At 68.5% G+C, this 22324-nt stretch carries 26 protein-coding genes and 1 pseudogene; 12 read left to right on the top strand and 15 right to left on the bottom strand.

The features are described from left to right. The first annotated feature begins 39 nt into the window (after positions 1-39). Positions 40-336 carry a hypothetical protein gene (locus tag J5X75_RS41515; protein ID WP_208473221.1) on the top strand — a complete coding sequence of 99 codons (297 nt, stop codon included), beginning with the start codon at positions 40-42 and terminating at the stop codon, positions 334-336. A 117-nt stretch (positions 337-453) separates the two neighbouring features. Here the strand turns inward: J5X75_RS41515 and J5X75_RS41510 are convergent, their stop codons facing one another. Both J5X75_RS41510 and J5X75_RS41505 read right to left on the bottom strand, forming a co-directional pair. Further along, positions 454-1005 (bottom strand): hypothetical protein, encoded by a 552-nt coding sequence (locus J5X75_RS41510; protein WP_208473220.1) that lies wholly within the window; start codon positions 1003-1005, stop codon positions 454-456. Next, positions 1005-1622, bottom strand: a complete 618-nt coding sequence (locus J5X75_RS41505; protein ID WP_208473219.1) for a DUF2625 family protein — start codon at positions 1620-1622, stop codon at positions 1005-1007. Before J5X75_RS41505 ends, J5X75_RS41510 begins: the two co-directional genes overlap by 1 nt. Before the next feature lie 281 nt (positions 1623-1903). On the opposite strand from J5X75_RS41505, the gene J5X75_RS41500 reads away from it, so the two are divergent. Continuing rightward, entirely contained in the window at positions 1904-2104 is a 201-nt protein-coding gene (locus J5X75_RS41500) for a hypothetical protein (RefSeq protein ID WP_208473218.1), read from the top strand. 81 nt (positions 2105-2185) lie between these two features. On the opposite strand, the gene J5X75_RS41495 is transcribed toward J5X75_RS41500, so the two are convergent. The 4 genes from J5X75_RS41495 to J5X75_RS41480 form a co-directional block, all read right to left on the bottom strand. Next, complete coding sequence (locus J5X75_RS41495) at positions 2186-2671, bottom strand: permease-like cell division protein FtsX (RefSeq protein WP_208473217.1); 486 nt, start codon at positions 2669-2671, stop codon at positions 2186-2188. Between the two features lie 225 nt (positions 2672-2896). Beyond that, on the bottom strand, positions 2897-3058 hold the full coding sequence (locus J5X75_RS41490) for a hypothetical protein (protein WP_208473216.1): 162 nt from the start codon (positions 3056-3058) through the stop codon (positions 2897-2899). A 634-nt stretch (positions 3059-3692) separates the two neighbouring features. Then, positions 3693-3878 (bottom strand): hypothetical protein, encoded by a 186-nt coding sequence (locus J5X75_RS41485; RefSeq protein ID WP_208473215.1) that lies wholly within the window; start codon positions 3876-3878, stop codon positions 3693-3695. 233 nt (positions 3879-4111) lie between these two features. Beyond that, positions 4112-5074, bottom strand: coding sequence for a helix-turn-helix transcriptional regulator (locus J5X75_RS41480; RefSeq protein ID WP_208473214.1), 963 nt, complete (start codon positions 5072-5074; stop codon positions 4112-4114). A gap of 55 nt (positions 5075-5129) precedes the next feature. Here J5X75_RS41480 and J5X75_RS41475 point away from each other — a divergent pair, with 55 nt between their 5' ends. Both J5X75_RS41475 and J5X75_RS41470 read left to right on the top strand, forming a co-directional pair. After that, entirely contained in the window at positions 5130-5870 is a 741-nt protein-coding gene (locus J5X75_RS41475; RefSeq protein WP_208473213.1) for an alpha/beta fold hydrolase, read from the top strand. 406 nt (positions 5871-6276) lie between these two features. Continuing rightward, positions 6277-6981 carry a hypothetical protein gene (locus tag J5X75_RS41470; protein ID WP_208473212.1) on the top strand — a complete coding sequence of 235 codons (705 nt, stop codon included), beginning with the start codon at positions 6277-6279 and terminating at the stop codon, positions 6979-6981. A 367-nt stretch (positions 6982-7348) separates the two neighbouring features. On the opposite strand, the gene J5X75_RS41465 is transcribed toward J5X75_RS41470, so the two are convergent. Then, positions 7349-8191: a transposase family protein gene (locus J5X75_RS41465; protein WP_208473211.1), complete on the bottom strand. Its 843-nt coding sequence runs from the start codon at positions 8189-8191 to the stop codon at positions 7349-7351. Positions 8192-8764: 573 nt separating this feature from the next. Then, entirely contained in the window at positions 8765-9034 is a 270-nt protein-coding gene (locus J5X75_RS41460) for an immunity protein Imm33 domain-containing protein (protein ID WP_208473210.1), read from the bottom strand. Between the two features lie 6 nt (positions 9035-9040). On the opposite strand from J5X75_RS41460, the gene J5X75_RS41455 reads away from it, so the two are divergent. After that, positions 9041-9742, top strand: coding sequence for a hypothetical protein (locus J5X75_RS41455; RefSeq protein WP_208473209.1), 702 nt, complete (start codon positions 9041-9043; stop codon positions 9740-9742). Between the two features lie 203 nt (positions 9743-9945). On the opposite strand, the pseudogene J5X75_RS46305 reads toward J5X75_RS41455, so the two are convergent. Together J5X75_RS46305 and J5X75_RS41445 are read right to left on the bottom strand one after the other, a co-directional pair. Continuing rightward, a pseudogene (locus tag J5X75_RS46305) lies at positions 9946-10778 on the bottom strand (transposase); the annotation flags it as partial. Positions 10779-10839: 61 nt separating this feature from the next. After that, positions 10840-11658 (bottom strand): class I SAM-dependent methyltransferase, encoded by an 819-nt coding sequence (locus J5X75_RS41445; protein WP_208473208.1) that lies wholly within the window; start codon positions 11656-11658, stop codon positions 10840-10842. Here J5X75_RS41445 and J5X75_RS41440 point away from each other — a divergent pair, their 5' ends adjacent. Together J5X75_RS41440 and J5X75_RS41435 are read left to right on the top strand one after the other, a co-directional pair. Beyond that, entirely contained in the window at positions 11659-12153 is a 495-nt protein-coding gene (locus J5X75_RS41440) for a pyridoxamine 5'-phosphate oxidase family protein (protein ID WP_208473207.1), read from the top strand. Then, the gene (locus J5X75_RS41435; protein WP_208473206.1) at positions 12113-12724 is read left to right on the top strand and encodes a DUF2716 domain-containing protein; all 612 of its coding nucleotides are present in this window, start codon (positions 12113-12115) and stop codon (positions 12722-12724) included. Before J5X75_RS41440 ends, J5X75_RS41435 begins: the two co-directional genes overlap by 41 nt. 63 nt (positions 12725-12787) lie before the next feature. Here the strand turns inward: J5X75_RS41435 and J5X75_RS41430 are convergent, their stop codons facing one another. Further along, positions 12788-13492 (bottom strand): hypothetical protein, encoded by a 705-nt coding sequence (locus tag J5X75_RS41430; RefSeq protein WP_208473205.1) that lies wholly within the window; start codon positions 13490-13492, stop codon positions 12788-12790. 77 nt (positions 13493-13569) lie between these two features. On the opposite strand from J5X75_RS41430, the gene J5X75_RS41425 reads away from it, so the two are divergent. Then, positions 13570-14016 (top strand): group II truncated hemoglobin, encoded by a 447-nt coding sequence (locus tag J5X75_RS41425; RefSeq protein ID WP_208473204.1) that lies wholly within the window; start codon positions 13570-13572, stop codon positions 14014-14016. A 139-nt stretch (positions 14017-14155) separates the two neighbouring features. Here J5X75_RS41425 and J5X75_RS46300 read toward each other — a convergent pair whose 3' ends face one another. Beyond that, positions 14156-15286 carry a molybdopterin molybdotransferase MoeA gene (locus J5X75_RS46300; RefSeq protein WP_208473203.1) on the bottom strand — a complete coding sequence of 377 codons (1131 nt, stop codon included), beginning with the start codon at positions 15284-15286 and terminating at the stop codon, positions 14156-14158. A gap of 175 nt (positions 15287-15461) precedes the next feature. Between J5X75_RS46300 and modA the strand changes: the two genes are divergently transcribed. Next, entirely contained in the window at positions 15462-16214 is a 753-nt protein-coding gene (gene modA, locus J5X75_RS41415) for a molybdate ABC transporter substrate-binding protein (RefSeq protein ID WP_307798613.1), read from the top strand. Here the strand turns inward: modA and J5X75_RS41410 are convergent. After that, positions 16211-17026, bottom strand: a complete 816-nt coding sequence (locus J5X75_RS41410) for an NAD(P)H-binding protein (protein WP_208473202.1) — start codon at positions 17024-17026, stop codon at positions 16211-16213. The genes modA and J5X75_RS41410 overlap by 4 nt on opposite strands. Positions 17027-17057: 31 nt before the next feature. On the opposite strand from J5X75_RS41410, the gene J5X75_RS41405 reads away from it, so the two are divergent. From J5X75_RS41405 to J5X75_RS41395, 3 genes are read left to right on the top strand one after another with little or no spacing between them, the layout of a single operon-like run. Further along, positions 17058-17714, top strand: a complete 657-nt coding sequence (locus J5X75_RS41405; RefSeq protein WP_238490893.1) for an HAD family hydrolase — start codon at positions 17058-17060, stop codon at positions 17712-17714. A gap of 46 nt (positions 17715-17760) precedes the next feature. Continuing rightward, on the top strand, positions 17761-18378 hold the full coding sequence (locus J5X75_RS41400; RefSeq protein WP_208473201.1) for a lipoprotein: 618 nt from the start codon (positions 17761-17763) through the stop codon (positions 18376-18378). Then, positions 18375-18995: a hypothetical protein gene (locus tag J5X75_RS41395; RefSeq protein ID WP_208473200.1), complete on the top strand. Its 621-nt coding sequence runs from the start codon at positions 18375-18377 to the stop codon at positions 18993-18995. Before J5X75_RS41400 ends, J5X75_RS41395 begins: the two co-directional genes overlap by 4 nt. A 37-nt stretch (positions 18996-19032) precedes the next feature. On the opposite strand, the gene J5X75_RS41390 is transcribed toward J5X75_RS41395, so the two are convergent. Continuing rightward, complete coding sequence (locus tag J5X75_RS41390) at positions 19033-20046, bottom strand: ALF repeat-containing protein (RefSeq protein WP_208473199.1); 1014 nt, start codon at positions 20044-20046, stop codon at positions 19033-19035. 165 nt (positions 20047-20211) lie between these two features. Next, positions 20212-22089 (bottom strand): caspase family protein, encoded by a 1878-nt coding sequence (locus tag J5X75_RS41385; protein WP_208473198.1) that lies wholly within the window; start codon positions 22087-22089, stop codon positions 20212-20214. Between the last annotated feature and the right edge of the window lie 235 nt (positions 22090-22324).

Here is a 22324-nt window from a genome sequence, read left to right as displayed (position 1 = left end):
CTGCCGGTCGACCACAGTCTCCGGACGAGGAGAAGCACCATGGCCGCTCCCCACGCCTTCGACGCCCCGATCAACTCGCTCTACCCGGCCCGCAAGAATACCGATTTCACCATCTCGGTACGCGATCCGGCCAAGCCGTTCTACGTCCTCGCCAACGTCGAGATCGGCGAGGGCCTGAACGAGTTCGTCGACGAGCACCTGCTCCAGGTGTCCGTCGTCGACCGGAGCACCGCGACACGGGTCGCCTTCGCCGAGTTCACGGAGCCGCTCAAGCCCGAGGACAACACGCCACGCACCGTGCGGCTGCGGTGCCCTTCGGCGCGCTCACCAGCGTGACCTCCGGTGAACGACGGGCCCCGTGCGCTCCGCCGGGTGATCGCCCTCATGACCGGTGAAACCGTCCGGCACGCCGGCGTCCCGCGCGAACTCGTCGACGGCCCCACCGGCCGCTGATCAACGCGGCTGGTCGGGAGAGCTGTCGCGGGCCGCTTCGGGCAGCGCTGACGGCCAGCCGCGGCCGGACACGCCGCGGCGCAGGGCCACGATCGCGGCTGCCGCCAGGCCGGCGACGGTCAGCACCGCCGCTGCCAGCAGCGCGACGGCCCTGGTCGAGAGGTCGCGAACCAGTGGGGCCTCGGCGGCGGCCAGAGCCGTCTCGTTCGAGGTGCAGGTGAGCAGGTAGTCGCCGGGCGGGGAAGCGGTCAGCAGCATGGCGGCGTGCCAGGTCCGGCCGTCCGCCCGTACCGAAAGGCTCTGATCGGGAAGCCCCAGCATGGACAGGCCCCGCTCCGGCTGGGCGCCCACGACATCGCAACTGACGTGGCCGCCCTCGGTCGTCACCCAGAACATCGCGCCGCGTTCCGGCAAGGTCACGCTGACCGGCTGACCGAGCGGGATCTGCCGTAGCGGGCCGCCGTCCAGGGGGACACCGAACCAGACCGCGGCACCGAGTGCCAGGCCGGTCGTGGCGACGAGCGCGGCGAGAACCAGCCAGACGCGGCGCATCAGAGATCCTGGAGGGAGAGGGCCTCGGCCATCGGGACCGGCCGGCGGGAGACCGCGTTCCGGTCCTTGCCCTCGACGGTCCACGGTGGCGGGAACAGCGAGATCGCCTGGTCCAGGCCACACGCGGCGACCTCCTCGGCCCAGCCGTCCCAGCGCAGGTCCGCGTAGAACTGCGCCGTCGCGCCGCCGAGCATCGCGGCCAGCCAGTGCCCGTACCCGATCTCCAGGTCCTCCCAGCGCAGGCTGTCCGGCGCGAAATAGCGGATCGACGGCGTTCCGCCGTCGGCGCCCCACGCGAACCGGCCGCCCAGCACGTCCACGCCGACCAGCAGCGGGCCGTCGGTGGGGTTCATCTCGCCGAGCGACGCCAGCCGGTCGCCGGCGCTGCCGGAACCGAAGACGCGCAACCAGCCGTGGTCGATCACCAGCCCACCGGTACGGTGCACGACCGCGCCCAGCCACGACCGGGTCGTCACCTGCAGCCGCTCCAGCTCCGCGTCCGCCCGGCCCTGGTCGGCGGGGAGAACCGTCACCGGGCAGGGCGCGCCCGCGACGGCGTTCAGGACCTCCGGCCAGGCGGAATCCTCGGTGTCGATCAGGTCGGCGAGCGCGCGCATGGCGGGCACTCTACCGCTGTTGATCAAGTAGCGGCGTTTCCACCAGCGCGACGAGATGCCGCTCGGTCCCCGCGGACTTTTCGTTCCGCACGACTGCCGGCCCCACCTCGACGAACCGCTCTCGGAGGAGGTGCTGGAGGTCGTCCGTCCCGAACCCCGAAAAGAACTCGCCGAGCCGGACCGGACCACCCACCTGCCTGCTCGCCGACGCCACCGTGGCGAGGGGCCCAGGTCTGCATGAAATATCCGAGGCCACCAACGCGGATCATGACCACACCTCGTTGATCACCAGCGACGCCAAGGCCTTCCTCCGCCGCCTCGACCCGACCGCCTACGAACCCGCTGATCTGCTCGACGGCCCGATCGAGTTGGCACTCGACGACGAAGAAGCCCGCCACACGATGGAAGAGACGCTGTCGTTGCTGCGTGACAGCATCGCGAGGCTTTCCGACGACGAGATGCTCGTGCTGCACATCGGCTAATCCAGCTGGCGTGCGTGGAACGCGGCGCGCATCCGAGCTTGATCGCATTCCGCTCTTCGGGTGCTGATCTGCTGGCCGTGCTTACGACACCGAAGGAGTAGGTGAGTCCCTACGGCGCATGTTCTCCTTGCACTCGTCCACCGTGGTGCAACGGATGACCAGTTCAGAGACCCCGGGCAGGGCATTCAGCGCACCGTGGATCGGGGAATCCCGGACGTTACGCACCGCGGCCTGGTCCTTCATCTTCACGAGGAAGCTTTCCGGTAGGTCGGTGGGTTCGATGTCGGGCGTCTCCTCCGGCTCATCGGCGAATAGCTTTTTCATCCTCGCATAGGCCGCTTCGTGGTCCTCAAAGGCAACGTCGGTCATGCCGGGGACCGCGCGCAGACGCGCCTCGATGTCAGTCTTCTGCTGCGGCGTGATGTCACTACGGACGAAGACCGTGATCTCCGCGCTCTCGTCGAGCAGGCGTTCGATCTCCTCGTCCTCCTCGCTCTGAAAGAGCCCACAACCGGCGAGGCTCACCGACATGAGCAGCGCAGCGGCAACGATCGTTGGAAGGCGCACGTGCCGCGGACTAACAGCAGGCGTTCCCCGACCGGCCCGCCGCATGTCGGCCTACGATGCCGACAGCCGGCCCTCGGCACCCGGCTGGACATCACGGGTGTGTTCGCGCATGGATGCCTTGCAGATGCGGCACATCCGCCAATTCGGCCGCCGTTACGAGAAGCGGACGCGCCGCCCGGACAGCGGCACGTGAGCGTGTCGGATGTGGATGCACCCCAAGGGCCATTACTCGCCCCACTCGATCTGCCACTTAGAAGATTCTATGAACGATTCCAGCGCCGACATATCCTCGACCCAGTAATCACCACCGTCCGTGGGTGCGGATAGCTCATCTACGATGAGGATGAGAAATCCTCCGGTGCCATCCAGATCGTTGCGCAGCTGCACGAAGTAATTCTCGTAGAATCCCTCCAATATCCGCCCATGTTTTCCAAACTCTATATTTGCCACGGCGATGACCTCATCGAGCGAACGAAATCAAATCTGGAATTCCCCAGCGCTATCGTATGACTCCGCTGCGCCGGTGAGCACGCCATACCTCCGCGCGCGCGGGAAAGCCAGCTCGGTCTTCGCGCGGACCCTCATCGGCTACTTATCTCGCGATCACGTTGTCGCTGTGCCGCCAGAAATCCCGTCCCGCTCAGCCGGAGCGCCGAATCTTGCGCATGAGCATCGCCCAGACCCCGTAGCCGGACCCGGCATCTCCCGTGATCACACCTGTCGCCGAGCCCATGAACAGGGCGTTCGCGCAGTCCGGGCACACCTCGCGCCCAGTGACCGTCTTCTCGAACGGCTCGCGGACACTGCGACCACAGTCAGGGCAGGCCCGGCCTGACAATCCCATTCATGCCTCCTACGATCGGGCTCCTGAGAGTACGACCATGCCGCATACCCCGGCGAGGCGACCATCGGCAGCGCCGAAGGTCGGTTTCAACGTGGAGGCCAGCCGAAGCGCGGACAGCGACAGATCCGGATGTTCCTGCCGGTCACGTCGTTACGCCCTACCGCTGGAGGTCGGCATTCAGAAATTGGCTGCCCCGTCGACCACGTCGGCGAACTCGTCCGGCGGGATCTTCGCCACGAAGACCTTGCCCAGGTCGTCGGGGAAGGGGTGCGTTTCGCGCCAGAATCCGAAGACGATGACCAACTCGTCGCCGTCCAGATATGAGTAGCTCGTCACGTTGTCGTTGATCGGGTCCCACCTCATCGACTGGAGCTGCCATGGGAGGTCGGACTCTGCGGCCTCAGCGTCTGCGTCGAGCAGCCGGTAGACCTCTTCCGGCGAATGCCGGGGGAACGGCGGCCCGCTTACGCGCCTTGCCCGTGGATAAGGACGAGCGTCCGGACCAGCTTGAACGACGCGCCGAGTGCCCGATCGGCGGCAAGAGCGGATGTTTCAAACTGCCCGGCTTACCGACGTCGACGGGCCGCTGTGGCCGCCTACTCGCCTGCGTCTGCGTGGGTGAGTAGGCGAGAGGCTAGGGCGCGCACCTCGGCTTTGAGTTCGGCGGGCCGTTCGATGGTGAAGGGCCAGCCGAGCCCGGCCAGCATCTGGGCGGCGCCGTCGAGGTGTTCGGCTCGGGCGGTCAGCCGCACTCCGTTGGCGACCTCGGTGAGTGTGCCGACCGAGGGAGGGATCCGCCGCCGTGCCTGGGCGAGGCTGGTGTGCAGCAGGACCGAGACGTCGTGGGCGTAGGGCACCGAGGCCAGGCCGGCAAGGACGTGTCCGGTGGGATCGAACCCGGCCGGCACCTCGAACGTACCGTCGGTGGCGCGGATGGCGCCGATGCGGTCGAGTCGGAAGGTCCGCGCGGATCCGCTGGCGTGGTCGCGACCGGTGACGTACCAGCGGCCGTTGTGGAAGACCAGCCCGTACGGGTCGAGGCCGCGCTCGCTGGAGCGACCATGCCAGGTGGTGTAAGCCAGCTGTACCGGGTGTCGGTGGCGGGCCGCTTCGGCGAGCACCAGCAGCACCTCGATGCCGGGTGGGGCTTGTTGCCGGACCGGTCCGGTGACGTCCATGGTGGCCAGTAGGGCGTCGATGCGGCGGGCAAGGGCGGCTGGTAATACCCGGCGCAGCTTGGCGGTGGCGCTCTCGGTGGCCGCGTGGTCGGCTGTGACGAGTCCCGCGCGGCGCCCGGCGGCAAGGCCGAGGACGATGGCGACCGCCTCCTCGTCGGTGAGCATGAGAGGCGGCAACTTGTATCCGGGCGCGAGCCGGTATCCGCCGTAGCGGCCGCGGCGCGCCTCGACCGGGATCCCCAGGTCGAGGAGGTGGGTCGCGTAGCGGCGGACGGTGCGCTCGTCGACGCCGAGCCGGCGGGCCAGGTCGGCGACGTTGAATGCGCCGCCCGACTGGAGGATCTCCAGCAGGGCCAGTACCCGCGCTGTCGGCCTGGCCAAAAAGTTCTCCTCATTCGGGCGGAAGCTGTCCGGTATTGACCGTAGCGTGCCGTGCATGACGACATTCGTACTGGTCCCCGGGTTCTGGCTCGGCGCCTGGGCCTGGCATTCGACGGCCGCTGAACTACGCCGGCGCGGCCACGACGTGTACCCGATCAGCCTGACCGGCCTCGGGGAGCGCGCTCACCTGGCCCGTCCCGACACCGACCTCGATGTCCACGTCAGCGACGTGGTCAACCTCCTGCGCTACGAGGACCTCCACGACGTGGTCCTCGTCGGGCACAGCTACGCCGGTATCGTCGTCACCGCGGCCGCCGACCGCGTCACCGACCGCGTCGCCCAGCTGATCTATGTCGACACCGGCCCGCTGCCCGACGGGGTGGCCCAGGTCGAGTTCACCCCGCCGGACGAGCGCGAACGCAACGCGGCATTGGTGGCCGACCACGGTGACGGATGGCGGCTGCCGCCGCCGCCCTGGGCCGACTTGGCCGCCGGCGTGCCCGACGTGGATGACTCGATCGTCGAGCTGCTGCGGGCGCGGTCGGTCGACCAGCCGTGGGCGACCGCCACCGCCCCGGTCCGGCTGACCGGGGCGTGGGAGAAGCTGCCCAGACTCGGCGTGCTGTCGAGCTTCACCGCCGCGCAGGCGCAGGGGATGGCCGCGACACTGCCGCTGTGCCGCCACATGGCCGGCGACGGGTGGCGCTACGAGGAACTGCCGACCTGGCATTGGCCGATGCTCAGCCGACCGATCGAGCTAGCCGCAATCCTGCACCAGGCGCGGCTGACGGCGTAACCGCCGCTGCCGGGTGACGACACACCAGCTCACCCGGCAGCGGTACGCAGTCGACGACGGAGCTGAACAACCCGGCCACGCCATCCGAAACAGCGTCCGCAATTCGGCGAATCCGCCTACTTGGCAGGTAACCATTCCGTCACCCTCAGTAGTGTGTGACTCGCGGAAATGAGTCGAGGCGGCCTTGAGGTACACGCTCCGTCGGATATGCCTTCTTGGCAGCAGGGTGAGCGATTGCCGCTATCGGCTGTTCGCCTACACCTGCAAACCAGTCCGGTGGATCTACAACGGCGGATAAGCATTGACGTCCGGTTACGGCATCGGCGCACTAAACGCGCCGTAACGGATTAACGCAACCCGCGCTACCATCCCGATCGACTGCGCCTGGGCCGATCGAAGGAGCGACATGACTTTCCACAATGCCGGCCCGGCACATCCTGAGTCGGCGAGCCCGGACGAGTCACCGGCCGGCATGAAGCTCGATGCCGGCCTGACTGTGCGCCGCCGATTCCTGATATCCGCAGGTGTTGTCCTCACGGCCATCATCGGTGTTATCGCAGCGCACGTTGCGACGGCCGCGCACAGCGAGCCGACTCTCAAGCAGCCTGATGCCGCCGCGACGAGTTTCGACGCGGCGTTCTGGCACCTCCAGGACCAGCTCGTCGATCTGAGGGGCTGGACCGAAGGCCTGCCCGGTATCAAGACCAGCGGCTACGTCACCAGTATCAACAACGAGCCGGTCGACGGCTCCGTCGTCCTGGTATGGCACGGGCCGCCCGACCCGGTACAACGGCAGATCATCGATGAGGCCAGGCGCCGGCACATCCCCATCTCCGTCCAGCAGCGCAAATACAGCATGGCTGACCTCGAACGGGCCACCAACCAGATCTTCGCCATCGAGTCGGCCACCGGCGAGTTCCACAACTTCAAGATCAGCGGAGCGGCCTCCTTCAGCATCGACTTCGATGGCGTCGCCGTGATAGGGCAATACATTCATCCGCCGGCGGAAGGCACCGCGGCCGCGGACACCGCGCTCAGCCAGGCCCTAACCGCTAGAACCGGCGTAGCGGTCACGATCGAACACGGCGAGCTCGTGGCTCATCGCGGGTGACTACAGCGGGGCCGGCAAGCATAGATAGAGGGCCAAGCACGCGTTCTCTGCGGCAAATGAGTAATCTCAAATCTTGCCCACATACGGGGCCGAGCGGGGCAGATCTAGTTCCACTCGGTAGGTGACGGCGGGTAAGGGCGGCGGCCTGCTTTGCGGGTGGATCGGGTCTTCTTTGTTGATTCAGTCGGTGGTGCCGAGGGGGCCGGAGGCCAGAGCCCACGTCGGACTAGGTCGTTCAGGTAAGTGCGGATCTTTCTGGGACTGCGTTCCACCTGTTCGCGTTCGTGTTCTGGTAAGCCCGCGAGAGCGTCCAAAAGTTCGGTGTTCCGACTGACGAATCCGACACTATCCGTACACTGAGGTGATCTCAGCGACTTTCGGATAGATGCCGATATTCGAAGTGCGTGAGGTGGAGTGCGGCTGTGACGACGTCGCCGATTCTGGTCGGGCTGATGGTGCTGTGCCGTAGTGCTTTCCACCGGCCGGTCAGCATCGCGAAGCCCCGTTCGCCCTGCCAGCGCAGGCCGCGCAGCAGCCGGTTGACGGCGCGGTTAGCGACGGCGAGGGGTTTGCCATCGGCGGGTTGCCGGGTCGGGGTCTTGATGCCGTGACCTGCTCCTTCATAGCCGGCGTCGGCAAGCGTGGAGAGGTCGAGTTCGGCGGCTGCCCAGTTCAGGGCGGCGGTGACGCCGAGTTCCCGGGCGCAGCTCAGGTCGTGGAGATGACCGGGCATCGCCTCGGCGGTCCAGATGGGAAGGCCGACCGGATTCATGATCGCCTGAATGTTCGCGCCGAAGTCGCGGTGCTTCCCCGAGTACCAGGCGTCGATTGTTTTGCCTTTGACGCTGGTGGTGGTCTCGGCCAGACGGTCGCTGTCGAACAGTTTGCCGTCCAGGATGACGAAGGCCCAGCCGTCGTCGGCGGCCCGTTGCAGGGCGTCATGTAGGTCGGGGCGTTGTGCGGCCAGGACCGCGACGCCTTCGGCGATGTAGCGGTATGCGGTCGCCCGGGAGATGCCGAAGCCTGCGCCGAGCAGGGTCGTGTCCTCGGCCTTGCGGAACCAGATCAGAATCATCAGCGCCTGGTAGTAGCAGGTCAGCGCCCGTGTCCGGCGGCGTGTCCCGAGTAGGCGCCGCTGTACGGCCAGCAGTTGGGCGAGGTGACGCACGAGTTCCCTGGGCACGTCGAGCATGGCAAGATAACCGATCACGTGGAGCCCTCTCGAAGACCTGTCTCTGTCGCAAGAACATGTCTATCGATGGCTCCACGCCTGTTTCCAGCATCGCCCGGCCTATCCCGATATGCCCGTGTCGGTCAGGCGGCACGCCCTTCTTTTGCTGAGATCACCTCACTCGCCGCACAGTGAGCACCACGACGTGGTCATACACCGCTCGTAGCTGCTGTTCTCGGGTGGATGGAGCCGGTATACGTAGTGGTAGACCTGTCCGGCACATGTGGGTAGATCTCTTCCGCGACTTCGGTGAGGGCCATTCGGGACGTACTTCCAGCCCCACTCTCCCGATCCGTGACGCATGCCTGCATTATGCGGTACTCGTACCGGCGCAACGCAAGGTGAAGGGTGTCAGGTGCTGGCGAGGCAGGCGGCAGGACAACGATGCCGGGGAATCAGGTCGAAATCTGGTGTTGGAGGAGTGACGCTTTCACCCATATTTTTCAGTGAGATCGTGCTGCGGCGAAAGACGCACTCACATCGGCACGACCGGGCATCACCGTGCGTGATGAGCGCTCGGCGGCAGGAGAGTAAGCCGCCACGGTCAGAGGATCACGGCTCGAGAAACGCCTCGTCGTGCCAAACATCCTCGTGGCCTGGAGCGAGGATGACGCCGATGCCAGGTGGGAGAGCCAGGTAGGCCACCAGCTCGGGAAAGTGACTCTTGGCGTGCTCGACGTGGATTGGGCTAAAGAAGTCGTCGTTCTGTGGTGCCGGCCCGCCTCGCCATACGTACCAACCGTTGGACTGCCCGACCGGAGGGTGACGGACTGCATTGAGCGGCAGCAGCTCTGAGCTGCGGCTCAAACCGACACCGATCATCGTTCCATGGCCTGGGAGAAGCGGCTTGACCCCGAAACGCCAGCAGACTCGGCGTTGCGCCCAAGAGATCACGCCGCATCCTCGCATACGCGGCGCACCGTGACAGATGCTCCGGTCCAAGTCGAAGGCTCGACGCGTGCGGATTCGCGGCATGAGAGTGCATATTTTGCAGGTGTTGACGATGCCCGATCCGGCGAATTGAGGCTTGCGCCCATCGTTCATAATTATTCCATGGCCATGTCCGAATCATTTGCCGCCACCGCCGCCCAGACAATCCCCGTATTGGCGCTCGCCGCAACGCTTGAGTATCGCGCCTCCTCAGAGCAGGGGCGGGGGTATATGCTTGCTTTCCTACTGCGAAAGCATGGCAGAAAATCTGACAAGTGGCGGACTGGCCGAAGCGGACTTATCGGAGGTCTAGCGGCCGGCATCTGGACAACAGTGATGTTCGCCTGCATCCCTGCGGAGGGCATCGCTGTGTACCGCTTGCAAGGGCATTACGTAGGGACGGTGGGTGAAAATTTCACAGGAGTAACTATCGTTGCCGCAATGGCGCTGCTGGTCTTTTATCCGATCATAATGAGGATCGCCGACTCCTTAGAGGAGGTGCGATATGTACGCCGGGATAGTCAGAAGTCGTTCAAACCGCCAGCAGACTCGGATGTCGCCCGAACTGATGTAGAAGTAACGGACAATCGCTCACATTAAACGCCTTCGCATGCACTCACATCGGCTAGATCCGGATGTCGGCGGACCCGTCTGACATATGTCGCGTAAGTGGCCAGTTCGAGGTGCGGCCCATCCGTCCCATCTGCCACCCGCCCCGTTCTCGGGACCACCGGGACGGACTGCAGCGGCTGCCCATCCACCTCGTCGTGGACCTTTACTTTATGAATCGCCGCAAGTCAGATTCGGTTCACCGGTCCCGGCGGTCGGTAAAGATCTCCAGCGCGTCGTCCGGCTGTCGGTGCACGCGCTGGCGTGGAGTTGGTCGCGCGTAGGTTCCGAAACCCCCGCCGAACCCGGGCCGGAGTCAATCGCTGCCGTGCGACTGGACGCTCCCACGGGCGGCGCAGGTCCTCGGCCGAGGACCGAGCCAGGCGTTGCTGAGTGTGCGCGGCCAGGTTCAAGTCGGCCGCAGTTGGGACCCGTAGCTGCGGAACGGGCCGGCGGAGGGACTGCTTGATCATTCTGAACGTGTGTTCGATGTCGAATCTGCGCAGGAATGTCTGCCGGCAACGATCGACATCGGGGGAGTGGCGTCGGTTTTGGACCACCACAGCCAGACCGGCTTCGGCCCGCCCGGCTCGGGAGACTGCTCGACGGTGAACCGGACGACGGTCCCGGTGATGACCGGCAGCGGGCCCTCGTGTTCGGTCCAGTCGGCGCGGTGGGTCAGCCTCGGGTGCAGCCGGTCCCAGGCCTGGGCTGGGGCCTTACCGTAGCGGCGGGTGTCGGTCACGGTGACCGCGTCCTCGGCGCCCCAGGTGGCCGGGTCGCCGAAGGTGAACTTCCCGCCGTGCTTGGCCGGCCGACCGCCCTCGGGGCTGTAGACCCGGGGCGGGGCCGCCCGGCGCGGGACCCGGTCGGAGCGCATCCGGCCCAGGACCTCGACCGGCAGATCCCGGAGCAGTCAGACGATACGTGGGGCTTCGTAGCCGGCGTCGAACACGATCAGGATGTCGGGGTCGCCGGGCTGCCACTGCCCGGCAGTGATCAACCGGCCGACGAGCGAGCTGATCCGCGTGCCATGGCCGCAACAACGAACATCAATCAACAGCGGACACGGGACCGCCGAGATTGCCTCAATGCGAGTTCAACGGCCGCAGTTTGAAGATCAGGATGCCCAGATGCTTGTTCATCCATGCCTGCTTGTGCGGGTATCGACGCGCGGCTTCCTCGTCGAGGTTGGGCTCGGCAGCAGTCTCGATCCACAGTCCTGCCGCGCTGAACACGTTCAGCAGATCAGACATGGTGTAGGTGCGTTTCGTCAGTGCGATGTGCTCGTTCCAGCTGGTGCGATAGGTGTAGTCGACCTTGGAGTAGTACTCCTCACCCAGCGTGGTGCCGTTCTGCTCAGCACGTTCGACGGCGTACCGGATCGGATGAGTTCTCGTGAGCAGGATGAATCCGCCCTCGTTCAGCATCGCCCTGGCCGCACGCAGGGTGTGCACCGGGTCCTTCGCGTAGCCGAACGACTGCAGGAACAAGATCCGATCGAACGTACGACCGCTCAGCTCCGGCAACGATCCTGGATCGGACAGGTCACCTTTGATCAATTCGACGCCCGGTGGCGGGGTGGCGATGAACTTCCCCCCGACGTCGACACCGACCGACGCGCCCGCACCGTCACCGACGAGTTCGGCGAGCTTGCCTCCGCTGCCGCAGCCCAGGTCCAGAATCGAGCATCCCGTAACGTCACCGAGAACGTCTCGCTCGGCCGGCCACTCCACCAGCCGGTCCAGCGAGTCCTCCCGCGTACGTGCCCGTTCGTAGTCCGCAGCGAGATCCCGCCATGCCTGACTCGAGTCCTGAGTGCCACGTACAACCATGCGCCGGATCGTAAGCGAGAAGAGGTGACGGTGACTTGACCTGAACCCCGCTTCAACCACAACGATCGTCACATGACTGCTGATGAGGCGTGGCTTGCCGAGGTACAGGCGCGTTCCTTCGACCGGGCCACACCCGCGACGACCTCGTCGTTCCCGGCAGAGAACCGCATGAGCGGCGCTCAGTTGGCCGTCATGCTTCACCCGGGTGCCTACGGGGTGTTGGCCACGACGAGGGTGGATGGCCGTCCTCATGCCGCGCCGACGAGTCTGGTCCTGCAGGATGAGGCCGTCTGGTTTCCGACGATCAGCGGTGCGGTCCGGCTGGCCAACCTTGCAGTGCATCCATGGGCATCGCTGGTGGTCATGCGGGGTGACGGATCGGACCATGCGGTGGTGATGCTGGAGGGGCCCGCCGAAGTGATGGACAGTGCGGCCGCCGAGGTGGCGAGCGCTGCGGCCCGGTACGGGCGGGAGCCGGCGTGGGCCACGGCCTGGATCCGGATGACGCCGGAGAAGATTCTCAGCTATGCCGCGTCTCCGGATGCCGAGCTGTTCAGGCGGCGATGATTTCGGGTACTGCGGCCCGTCGTTGCGGGTGATCGAAGCGGGCCGGGATGCGACGATCGGTCTCGTGAAGGGGCCGGGGTGGGACAACGATGCGTGGCGGCAGATCCGGGACTATGAACGGTTCTGGACTCCGTTCCACGACCGGTTCCACTTCCGTCCGGGGACGGACCCCGCCACATGGCCGGCGATCAAGGAGCCGGCCGGTTCGGTGACGTTCGACCTCAGTTCTGTCTTCCCACGTGCCGGCGGCTTCTCCGCCGACGAGGACGCGCTGAACGAACAGGTTCTCTCCGCCATGACCGCCGTCTTCCCTGCCGACCTTCCTCTGGTCGCTCTGGATTGGCAGCACACGTCCTACTGGTTCCGGCCTCATCGGCAGGCCGCCGAAGGGCAGTCGTGGCGTATCTCGGCCTTCCCCAACGGCGACTACCATGCGTTCGTCACACCGGATCTTGAGCAGGGAACGTTCGGCCATCCTTGGGAGCAGACGATCTGTGTGTTCGGCAGCGACCTGACCGAGGTGCTCGTCCCGGAGTTCGCCTTGTGGCTGCCGGTGAAGCGCCGGAACTGATCCGCGCCCACCACGCCGGCCGGAGCGCGTGTCCTGCCGAGGCGCCACTTTTCGACGGCTGACTCAGCCCGGGCAGGTCCTGCCCGGTTCGACGGCCTGGCGGCACAGGGTGCACAGGACCGCGGGGACCGTCTCGTGGGCGGTCGCCGCGTAGATCGTGGGATTCGCCTCGGCGGCCTGTCGCGGGGTGCGGGCGAAGTAGCGGATCGTCCATCGGTCCCGGTCCGGGGGCCATCCGCTCAGGGTGGCCTGGACCGCGACGTCCTCGGAACGCCACCACCACTCGGCCGGGCCGGTGGCCTCGGGCGCCGGTGGCGGCAGCATGCTCTCGTCGGCCACCGGCGGGACGAGCGGGGGAGTTCGGCACTCGAACGTGCGATGGAACCAGCCGCGTACCTCGACCGCGAGGGCATGCCGTTCCAGGCGCTGGTCGACGGACCGGTCGATGACACGGAACGGCCACCGCCCCGGACCCATGCCGGTACGGCCGTCGGCGAGGACGCTCAGGCCGCAGGTCCAGTCGCCGTCCAGGATCCCGTGGAAGGCCGGGCCCAACGGGGTGACATGGACCGACGGGGGGCCGTCCAGGCCGTACTCCATGTCGTTGCCGCCCAGGACGGGGTAGGTCAGGCCGCCGTAACGGTCCTCGAACCGGACCATCGCCTCGAGGAGGTCGCCGGCCGGGAGCGAGGACCGGATCGCCGGCTCGCTCGTTCGTGGACGGCGGCGTGAGCGGGCCCGCAGGAAGCGCTGGAGACGAGCGGGCACGTGGGGGTCATCGATGATGTATATGCCACCCAACCTACGGCATTGCCGCCGCTCAACGGTTGTGTAATGGTGTAATCATGACCGGCGTTGAGACCACATTGTACGAACATGTCGGCGGCCGCGAGGTGTTGCACCGTCTGGTCGCCGACTGGTATCCGACCGTTCTCGCCGACCCGCTCCTGCACCCGCTCTTCGGTGACGGGCACCCGGAACACGTCGACCATCTGACCGCGTTCCTGGCCGAGGTGTTCGGCGGGCCCACCACGTACACCGATGATCTCGGCGGTTTTCCGGCGCTGTTGGAGGCGCATCGCGGCAAGAAGATCCGTGAGGATCAGCGGCAGCGTTTCATCGACCTCTTCCTGGCCGCCGCCGACCGCACCGGCCTGCCCGGCGACTCCCGCACCCGGACGGCGCTGCGCGACTATCTCGACTTCGGCACCGAGGTGGCCGTCCAGAATTCGCACGCCACCGACGACGGCGACCTGCACCCCTGTCAGGAGGTGCCGCGCTGGCACGGCTGAGGTGAAGCGGTGGGCGGGAAGCCGCGATGCTACGGGGCATTTTTTGTTAAATGGCTGGTGAAGAAGGAAGCGCCGCGAGGAGCCGCCCACCGCTGCCGACGATCCTAAACGCATCCGGCGCGGATTCTCACCCGGATTTTCAGGGCAGGGCGAGCAGCGAGGCGCGGGCGCCGTCGGTCCAGGAGTCGGGCAGGACGGCCAGGGCGTCGGCGGTGGCGGCCAGGTGCAGGCCCGCCGACCCGCCCGGGCCCGCGATGCGGCCACCGGCCACCGGAACGACGCGGACACCGCCGGGCATCAGCCGGGTGCGGCCGGTCACCGCCGCGGTCGGCAGCGGGCCGGGCGGGCGTCCGGCCAGCGTCGCCACCAGCGGTTCGAGCAGGGTCAAGGCCGCGACCAGGCCGGCGTACGGGTTCCCCGGCAAGCTGACCACGAACCGCCCGTCCGGCAGCACCGCCAGGCCCTGCGGGTGCCCGGGACGGCACCGCACGCCCCGCACCAGCCAGGTCGCCTTCTCCACGGCCAGCAGCGTGTGCAGGTGATCGGCGGCACCCTTCGAGGACGATCCACTCACCACGATCACCTCCGCGCCGGACCGGGCGAGTGCGGCGGCCAGCCGGTCCGGGTCGTCGGGCAGATGCCGGCCGCCCTCGAATCGGCCACCGGCCCGGGTGGCGACGGCCGCGACCGGCCCGGTGAAACTGTCCCGCACCTGACCCGGCCCCGGCACCCCACTGGTGATCACCTCATCGCCGGTGACCAGCAGCGACACGGCCGGCGGCCGATGCGTGAACACCGTCTCCGCCCCGGCCTGCACGGCGGCCGCGACCACGGTGGCCGTCACCACCCGCCCGGCCGGAACGACCACCGCCCCGGCGGCGAGCGCGTCCCCGGCCCGCCGGATGTGCGCCCGCCGCCCGCGCACCGCGTGCACCACGCCCGCGGTCACCGCACACTCCTCGTACGGCAGCACCGCCTCGGCCCCGCCCGGCACCGGCGCCCCGGTCGCGATCTCGACCGCGTCACCGGAATTCAGCGGCTCACCGGCGGCGTGACCGGCGAGCACACGTCCCCGAACGGTCCACGGTCCGTCGCCGGCGACCGCGTAACCGTCCATCGCCGCGTTGTCGAACGCCGGCACCGGCCGCACACACCGCACCGGCCCGGCGAGCATCTGACCGAGCGCCTGCTCCACGGGCACGATCCGGCCGGGCAGGGGATCGGCGGCGCCCCGTGCGATGTCGTACGCCTGATCCCACGGGGTCTCCACGATGTCTCCCTGCGTACGGCCTGCTCGTGACGGCCCCCAGCCTACGGTCACCGCTGATCATGTCCGGCAAGCAGGAGACAGCGCCGCATCTACGGCCGCCATCAGCGAAAGGGATGGCATCTGCGTTCGACATCGCCGATATACGGCCGCACATGAGTGCCGCTAAGGTGGGCCGGTGATCAAAGGATTCGTCGCCGCGGCGGGACTCACGGTTCTTCTCACCCTCGGGCTCGCCGGCTGTGGGGCCAGCGACGAGAAAGGCGAGACCGGTGCGGTCACCGTCTTCGCCGCCGCCTCGCTCACCGAGTCGTTCACCACCCTTGGCAAGCAGTTCGAGGCCGCCCACCCCGGCAGTAAGGTCACCTTCAACTTCGGCGGCAGTTCGGGGCTGGCCACCCAGATCAACGAGGGCGCCCCGGCGGACGTGTTCGCCTCCGCCTCCCCGACGAACATGCGGGCCGTCACCAGCGCCGAGAACCCTGTCACGTTCGTACGCAATCAGCTCGTCATCGCCGTCGCCGACGGCAACCCGAAAGGCATCGCCGGCCTCGCCGACCTGACCGGCCCGGACCTGAAGGTGGCGCTCTGCGCCGAGGCCGTCCCGTGCGGCGCCGCCGCCAAGACCGCCCTCGAAGCGGCCGGCGTCACCGTCACGCCGGTCACCCTGGAACAGGACGTGAAAGCCGCCCTGTCCAAGGTGAAACTCGGCGAGGTCGACGTCGCCCTGATCTACCGCACCGACGCCAGGGCGTCCGCCGCCGACGTGGACGGCATCGAGTTCCCCGAGTCCGCCAAGGCGATCAACGACTACCCGATCGCCCTGCTCGAGAACGCCGCCAACACGACCGGCGGGCAGGCGTTCATCGACTACGTGCTCTCCGCCGACGGCGTGAAGGTCCTCACCGACGCCGGTTTCCAGGCACCCTAGGACCACACACCCCGGGCCGCGGCGTCGCTCACGTAGTCGGCGAAGTCGCGGCCCGGACGGCCCAGCACCTTCTCCACCACACCGGTCGGCGCGGTGTCGCCGCGCTCCTCCAGGGCCGTGAAATCGCCGATCAGCGCGTCGATCACCGCGTCCGGCAGGCCACCCGCGCGCATCGACTCCCGGTAGCCGTCGACCGTGCCGTCGAACACCAGCGGCCGCCCGGTGACCCGCTCGATCTCCCCGGCCGCCTCACCGAACGACAACGCCCGCGGGCCGGTGATCTCCAGCACCTGCCCGGCCAGGTCGTCACCGGTCAGCGCGGCCACCTCGACCGCCGCGATGTCGTCGGCGTCGATGAACCCCTGCCGCGCCGACGGCACCGGCAGGCACAACCGTCCCGCCACGACACCGTCCCGGAAGAACGTCTCGAAGTCCTGATGGAACCAGTCGGGGCGGACGATCGTCCAGGAACAGCCGCTCTCCCGTACCTCCCGCTCTGCCTGGTGCAGATGATCGAGCCGCATCACGTCGAGCCCCCGGTCGGAGTGCAGGACCACCCGGCGGACCCCGGCGCGCAGCGCCGCCGGAAGGAATGCCTCCGGCATCCCGAACCGATCCGGCAGAAGCACGAACATCACCGGTACGCCGGACAGCGCGCCCGCCCACGTCCCCGGATCGTCCCAGTCGAACCGCTGCTCACCGTGCCGGCTCGCGACCCGGACCTCCCGGCCGTCGTCGCGCAATCGTGCGGCCACCCGGCTGCCGACCGTGCCGGTGCCACCCAGAACAAGAATCGGACTGTCGTCGGTCATGGCTCAGCCTTCCCCCCATACGCTACGGATCATGCGCGCCGTGCTGTTCGACCTCGACGACACCCTGCTGGACCAGGAGGGCGCCTCCGCGGTCGCGGTGGTGGCGTGGGCCGCCACGTTCGGCGTCACCGATGCCGGGGTGGCCGGGCGCTGGGCCGGGATCTCCCACCGGCACTACCGGCGCTACCAGCGGCGCGAGATCACCTTCACCGGGCAGCGGCGCGACCGGGTGCGGGAGTTCCTCGGCCGGGAGATGACCGACGCCGACGCGGACGAGCTGTTCGCCGGATACCTGGAACGGTACGAGGCCGGCTGGTCGATCTTCGGTGACGCGGTGCCGGCGCTGCGGCGGGCACGGGCGGCCGGGCTGGCCGTCGGCATCCTCACCAACGGTGAGGAGAGCCAGCAGCGGCGCAAAGTGGACCGGTTCGGCCTGGCCGACGAGATCGACCTGCTCGTGGCGTCGTCGGTGCTGCCCGCCGGCAAGCCGGACCCGCGGGCCTTCACGTACGCGGTCGGCCTGCTCGGCACGGCCCCGGCCGACACCCTGATGGTCGGCAACTCGCTCGGCAAGGACGTGCTCGGCGCCCAGAACGCCGGCCTGCCCGCGGTGCTCCTCGACCGGGCCGACGCCCACCCCGATGCCGGCGTCCGCCGCGTCCGCTCCCTCGACGAACTCACCTTCTGAGGGCCTCGGCGCCCATCGGCGGGTCACCCGCTAAGCTCCCGTGCTCGTGAAGATCTCCAAGGTTGCCGTGGCCGCGGTTCTGGCCGTCGGTGGTTGTTCCAGCGCCTCGTCGTCCACCCCGCCGGAGCAGACGCCGTCCGCCCCCGCCAACGCCGCCGCTGCCGCCGTCCGGGTCGGAGCCGCGGGCAGCGCCTGCGAACTGCCGGTCTCGTTCGAGCTGGCGGCGGACTGGGAGCCGAAGGCGGTCGACGTCGAGGCGCTCGGTGAACTGGCCGAACTGGCCCGGGTGGGCGTCTTCACCGTCCGCTGCGAGATCGACGCCAAGCCGGCCGGGAACGTCGGCTTCCTGCGGGTGCACGTCGCCGACGGGCTGTCCGGCGCGCCCCGCGACCACCTGGCGATGTTCGTCAAGGCGAGCTCCCGCGGCCAGGAGGTGTCCGGAGCCACCTACTCCGACGTCCAGATCGGCGGCGCGCAGGCGGCCGAGGTCACCTGGGAGGCCTACAACAGGTCGCTCGACCACAAGAGCAAGTACTCGGCGTTCGCGCTGAACACCTCCGAAGGCGCCATGGTCGTGCGGCTCAGCCCGTTCGGAGCCGACGAGCATCCGGCCATGCTGCCGGCCTTCCAGCTCGCCGAGCGCACCCTGACGATCAATTCGTGACGACCATTCCGGGGTACGCCGAAGGCCCACTCCACGAGGGCAAGGAGCTGCTGGACCTGCCGGGCGTCTGGGGCGCCCACCTCGGTCCGCACCTGATGGACCCGATGGAGGACGTGGCCGCCCTGTTCGGCACCCCGTACGACGACCTGCGCGACGCCTACCAGCGGCTCACCGACCACGCCACCTGGCCGGTGTTCACCTTCGACACCGGCCGGGACGCCCGGCTGGCGATCGTCTACCGCAACGTCGACGAGGACGAGGGCGTCGACTACCTGCTCGTCCCCTACGGCGCCGACGCGGTCGTGTTCGGCGTCGACGAGGGCGGCCCGTTCGGTCGTGGCCTCACCTGGGCCGAGGCGACCGGGCTGGCCGACCGGTCCGCCGACCCGCTGACCGGGGCCCGGCTCCTGCTGCTCCTCGCCCCGATGATCACCTACTTCGGGGCGCCGGACACCGACGTGGTGGCGCGTCTCGCCGACGCCCTGCGTGCGGTCGGCGTGCCCGGCCCGGCCGAGGCGATCGCGGAGCGGATCCTGCACCCCGACGAGTACGACGACGAGGAGCCGGCCGAACCCGTCCGCGGCGACTCACTCGCCGACCGGATCCTCGCGCCGTAGATCCGGCCCGTGACCGGGCCGGATCCGTTCGGCCGGTCTACGCGGAGTGCATCCAGTCGAGGACGGTGTTCTGGGCGTACTGGATCAGGCCGTTCCACCAGCCGTACTGCTGGGCGGCGCCGTTGGTCTCGGCGACCCACCGGGAGCGGACCTCCGCGGCGCCGCTGACGACCGGGTCCAGCAGCGGGGTCGACGCCATGCCCGCCCGCATCCCGATCCGGCCCCAGGACTCGCTGCGGGTCCGGGCCAGCCGCTCGCCGCCGGACCAGTACGCGGGCTGCCGCTCGAACCGGCTGATCAGCTGCTGCCACGCCTGCACCGCGACGGCGGGGCTCGTGGTGCCCTCCCGGGCGGCCTTGTCGATGGTGGCGGCCTGCACGGTCCGGAACCGCGCCTCCGGCCACTTCGCCCACTCGTCGGCGACGTACTGCGCGCGGAGCAGCTCCAGGTCGAGCGCGGCCGCGCTGAGCAGGCCGTAGCGCAGGAATCCGGCCAGGTCGGCGTCGGTGTCGATGAACCGGACCCGCTGGTAGATGTTGGTGCCCGGGTCGAGGCGGGCCAGATCGGCGAGGAAATCCCAGTCCGATGCGGTCACCAGGGCCGCGCCGTCGTCGTACGGAACATGGGCTTGATCGTCTTTGAGGGCCGCCGCATAGCCGGTGCGGGCGAACTCGGCCAGCTCCGCGTCGGTGCCCTCGATCGCGCGCCGGGCCGCCGCGTTCACCCACGGGAACGTCGGCGCCGGGTGCTCGGACGCCATCCGGTCGGCGAAGGCCAGATCGTTCGCCCGGGCCTGGGCCGCCTGGTCCAGCGCGGTCTGGTAGCCGGAGGCGAGGAACGCCGCCGCGGTACCGCCGGCCAGGGCCGTCTCGGCCGCCGACCGGACCGAGGCGCGCGGGTCGTGGACCGACAGCCAGCGAACGAACTCACGGTCCGCCTCGGCCGGGTTCGTTACCAGGACCGGAACCGCCGCGGCGCGGGCCGGCGACGGCCCGGCCAGGACGCCCATACCGGCCGCGGCCACCGTCAACAGAACATTTCTGCGCTTCAAGGACATCTCCCCGTGGATGTGCTCAAGATGATCGATGCAACGGTTCGCCATTCAAGCACACGAGCGGCATCGTGCGGTGACCGTGTAGAAGGTCCGATCGGCAGCAGCATGGCCGAGTGTTCCCGGCCAGTCCGGAAGCCCGCTACATCAACGTGGACGGCGGCTTCACCATCTGACGCCGTCCACCCGCCGATGGAAGCGCACGGGGAGCAGCGCGGTCGCCCACTCCGGCCCGCCGTCCGGTTCGGTCGCCTCGTCGCGGGTGATGGCCTGAACGGCGAGCCGGTCGAGGACGTCGCGGCTGCTCCGGATGGCCGCGGATGGTGCGGGGATGGGCTCGCCGAGGCGGGGGAGGCCGAACGCGGCCGAGTCGAACGGATGCTCGGACACGATGATCTTCCACCATTCGGCGATGACGGCACGACCGTTCCAGCGGTCTTCCGGGATGACGCCGGCCACCGCGACGGCCCCGGAGACGTCCGCCCAGGAGCTCGGTGGGATCAACCGGGCGGGGAGCAGCCGGTCGTGGATCCGGAGATCGTCGGTCAGGGCAAGCAGCGTGCAGTACAGGGGACGGTCGGTCGCGTTACCCAGGGACAGGTCCTCGGCAGCCGCGGACCAGCCGTCCCCGGTCGGACGACAGGCCAGGTCGACGGGATCGATGTCTCCCGGTCCCGTCGGCCATGACTGGAAAGTGTCCAGCATAGGTGGTTGGTGGTGATTGGTCCGGTGCAGGCGCACCTGCCCGGGAGTGATCGTCGACACCGGATTGTCCAGCTGTTTGACGGCCTGCCAGCGGCCCAGGTGGTCAAGTAGCTCCCGGACGGCGGCGGCGCCCTCCGGAGTGGCCGGGACCGGCGCGGCCAGCGGCGTGCCGTCGGGTCCGGCGATGATCAGCCATCCGTGCCGGGCGTAGACCACGAATTCACCGTCGCCGGTTTCGCGGATGTGCGGCGAGTCCGCGATGTGGGCGCGGACCAGGTCGGTGGCCGCCGGGGCACCGTCCAGCCGGATCCCGCCCGGCGGCAGCGGCAGGTCGACGACGGTGACCGGATAGCGCAGGCCGGGATCCGGGTCCCAGCCGGGGTCGAGGGTCACCCGGCAGTGGCGGGCCTCCACCTCGGTCACCCGGGCCCGGCCCAGCGGTGGCGCGCCGTCCGGCTGCGGAGGATGGACGGCCACGACCGTGGTCCGGCCGTCCTCCGCCGGCGGCGGGACGCGGTGTGCCGGGCCCACGTCGATCCACCAGTGGTCCCGGTAGCGTTCCAGCCTGACCCCGGGCGGGCGCGGCTGCACGACGCCGCCGAACATCGGCTCGTCCATGGAGGCGGGCGGCACGGCGTACCCGACCGGTTCCTGATCGCCGCCGACCAGCTGGGTGACCCAGTGGTACGCCCAGTTGTGCTGCGCGTAGTAGGGGAAGGTCCCCGGTGTGGCCAGCCCCTGCCGCAGCATCGCCGAGAAGGCGCCCTGGGAACGGCTGTCCATCACCAGTTCGCAGGCCGGTTGGTCGGGTCGGCAGGCGGCCAGGACGACACGTGGCGGGTCGAGCTCCGGAGTGTCCGCGATCCGGCGCGACCGCGGGTCGGGCGGGAGGGCGCGTGATCGTCTGCCCGGGCTCGTGTAGCGGTGGGTGTGGCCGCAGTCCAGGATGACCAGCATGTGCGCGCCGTCGGCGGTGACCTCGGCGATCAGGGCGTTGATCTCCGCCTCGGCCAGGTCCGGGACACCGGGCGTCCGGCTGTCGGCGCACACGATGGTCCGGTGCTCGCTTTCCGGTTCCACCGACCCGTACCCGCAGAAGTAGAAGACCGCGGTGTCTCCGGCGCCGGCCCGTGCGAGGTGCCCGGTGAATCCGTCCATGACGGCCTGCCGGGTCGCGTCGGCGTCGCGCAGCTCCCGGATCCACAGCATGGGCCGCGGGACCTGGTCGCGCAGCAGCTCCCGGAACGCGTCGATGTCGTTGAGGCAGCCGTCCAGCCTGGTCATGCGGCCGCCGTAGTCGTTCACACCTACCAGGAGGACGTAGAGGTCACCCGCCATGCCGTCACAGTAGGTCCCACCGGCCCTGGAACCAACGGGTCAACGAGGGCCGGCTCGGCGGCGACCGCCCCGCCGCCTCATCGAAGATCGAATCGAGACCGTAGACGTCGGCGCCCAGCTCGGCCCGGGGATGACAGTCACCTGACGTAAACACTTGATACGGGACTGTGTCATCAACCTTTCACCAAGGTTGTTGATCATTCAACGGGTTCGGGACGGATGAGGTGGAGGCCGG

This window comes from Actinoplanes flavus (assembly GCF_017592555.1).
GTDB classification, from domain to species: domain Bacteria; phylum Actinomycetota; class Actinomycetes; order Mycobacteriales; family Micromonosporaceae; genus Actinoplanes; species Actinoplanes flavus.
This window is presented reverse-complemented; position numbering and strand designations above follow the sequence as displayed.

What these genes read in the sequence shown, in the direction of transcription:
- J5X75_RS41515 (WP_208473221.1), top strand. Translation starts at nt 40, where the DNA reads ATGGCCGCTCCCCACGCCTTCGACGCCCCGATCAACTCGCTCTACCCG.
- J5X75_RS41510 (WP_208473220.1), bottom strand. Translation starts at nt 1,005, where the DNA reads ATGCGCCGCGTCTGGCTGGTTCTCGCCGCGCTCGTCGCCACGACCGGC.
- J5X75_RS41505 (WP_208473219.1), bottom strand. Translation starts at nt 1,622, where the DNA reads ATGCGCGCGCTCGCCGACCTGATCGACACCGAGGATTCCGCCTGGCCG.
- J5X75_RS41485 (WP_208473215.1), bottom strand. Translation starts at nt 3,878, where the DNA reads ATGAGGTGGGACCCGATCAACGACAACGTGACGAGCTACTCATATCTG.
- J5X75_RS41475 (WP_208473213.1), top strand. Translation starts at nt 5,130, where the DNA reads ATGACGACATTCGTACTGGTCCCCGGGTTCTGGCTCGGCGCCTGGGCC.
- J5X75_RS41470 (WP_208473212.1), top strand. Translation starts at nt 6,277, where the DNA reads ATGACTTTCCACAATGCCGGCCCGGCACATCCTGAGTCGGCGAGCCCG.
- J5X75_RS41460 (WP_208473210.1), bottom strand. Translation starts at nt 9,034, where the DNA reads ATGATCGGTGTCGGTTTGAGCCGCAGCTCAGAGCTGCTGCCGCTCAAT.
- J5X75_RS41455 (WP_208473209.1), top strand. Translation starts at nt 9,041, where the DNA reads ATGGCCTGGGAGAAGCGGCTTGACCCCGAAACGCCAGCAGACTCGGCG.
- J5X75_RS41440 (WP_208473207.1), top strand. Translation starts at nt 11,659, where the DNA reads ATGACTGCTGATGAGGCGTGGCTTGCCGAGGTACAGGCGCGTTCCTTC.
- J5X75_RS41435 (WP_208473206.1), top strand. Translation starts at nt 12,113, where the DNA reads ATGCCGCGTCTCCGGATGCCGAGCTGTTCAGGCGGCGATGATTTCGGG.
- J5X75_RS41425 (WP_208473204.1), top strand. Translation starts at nt 13,570, where the DNA reads ATGACCGGCGTTGAGACCACATTGTACGAACATGTCGGCGGCCGCGAG.
- J5X75_RS41410 (WP_208473202.1), bottom strand. Translation starts at nt 17,026, where the DNA reads ATGACCGACGACAGTCCGATTCTTGTTCTGGGTGGCACCGGCACGGTC.
- J5X75_RS41405 (WP_238490893.1), top strand. Translation starts at nt 17,058, where the DNA reads ATGCGCGCCGTGCTGTTCGACCTCGACGACACCCTGCTGGACCAGGAG.
- J5X75_RS41385 (WP_208473198.1), bottom strand. Translation starts at nt 22,089, where the DNA reads ATGGCGGGTGACCTCTACGTCCTCCTGGTAGGTGTGAACGACTACGGC.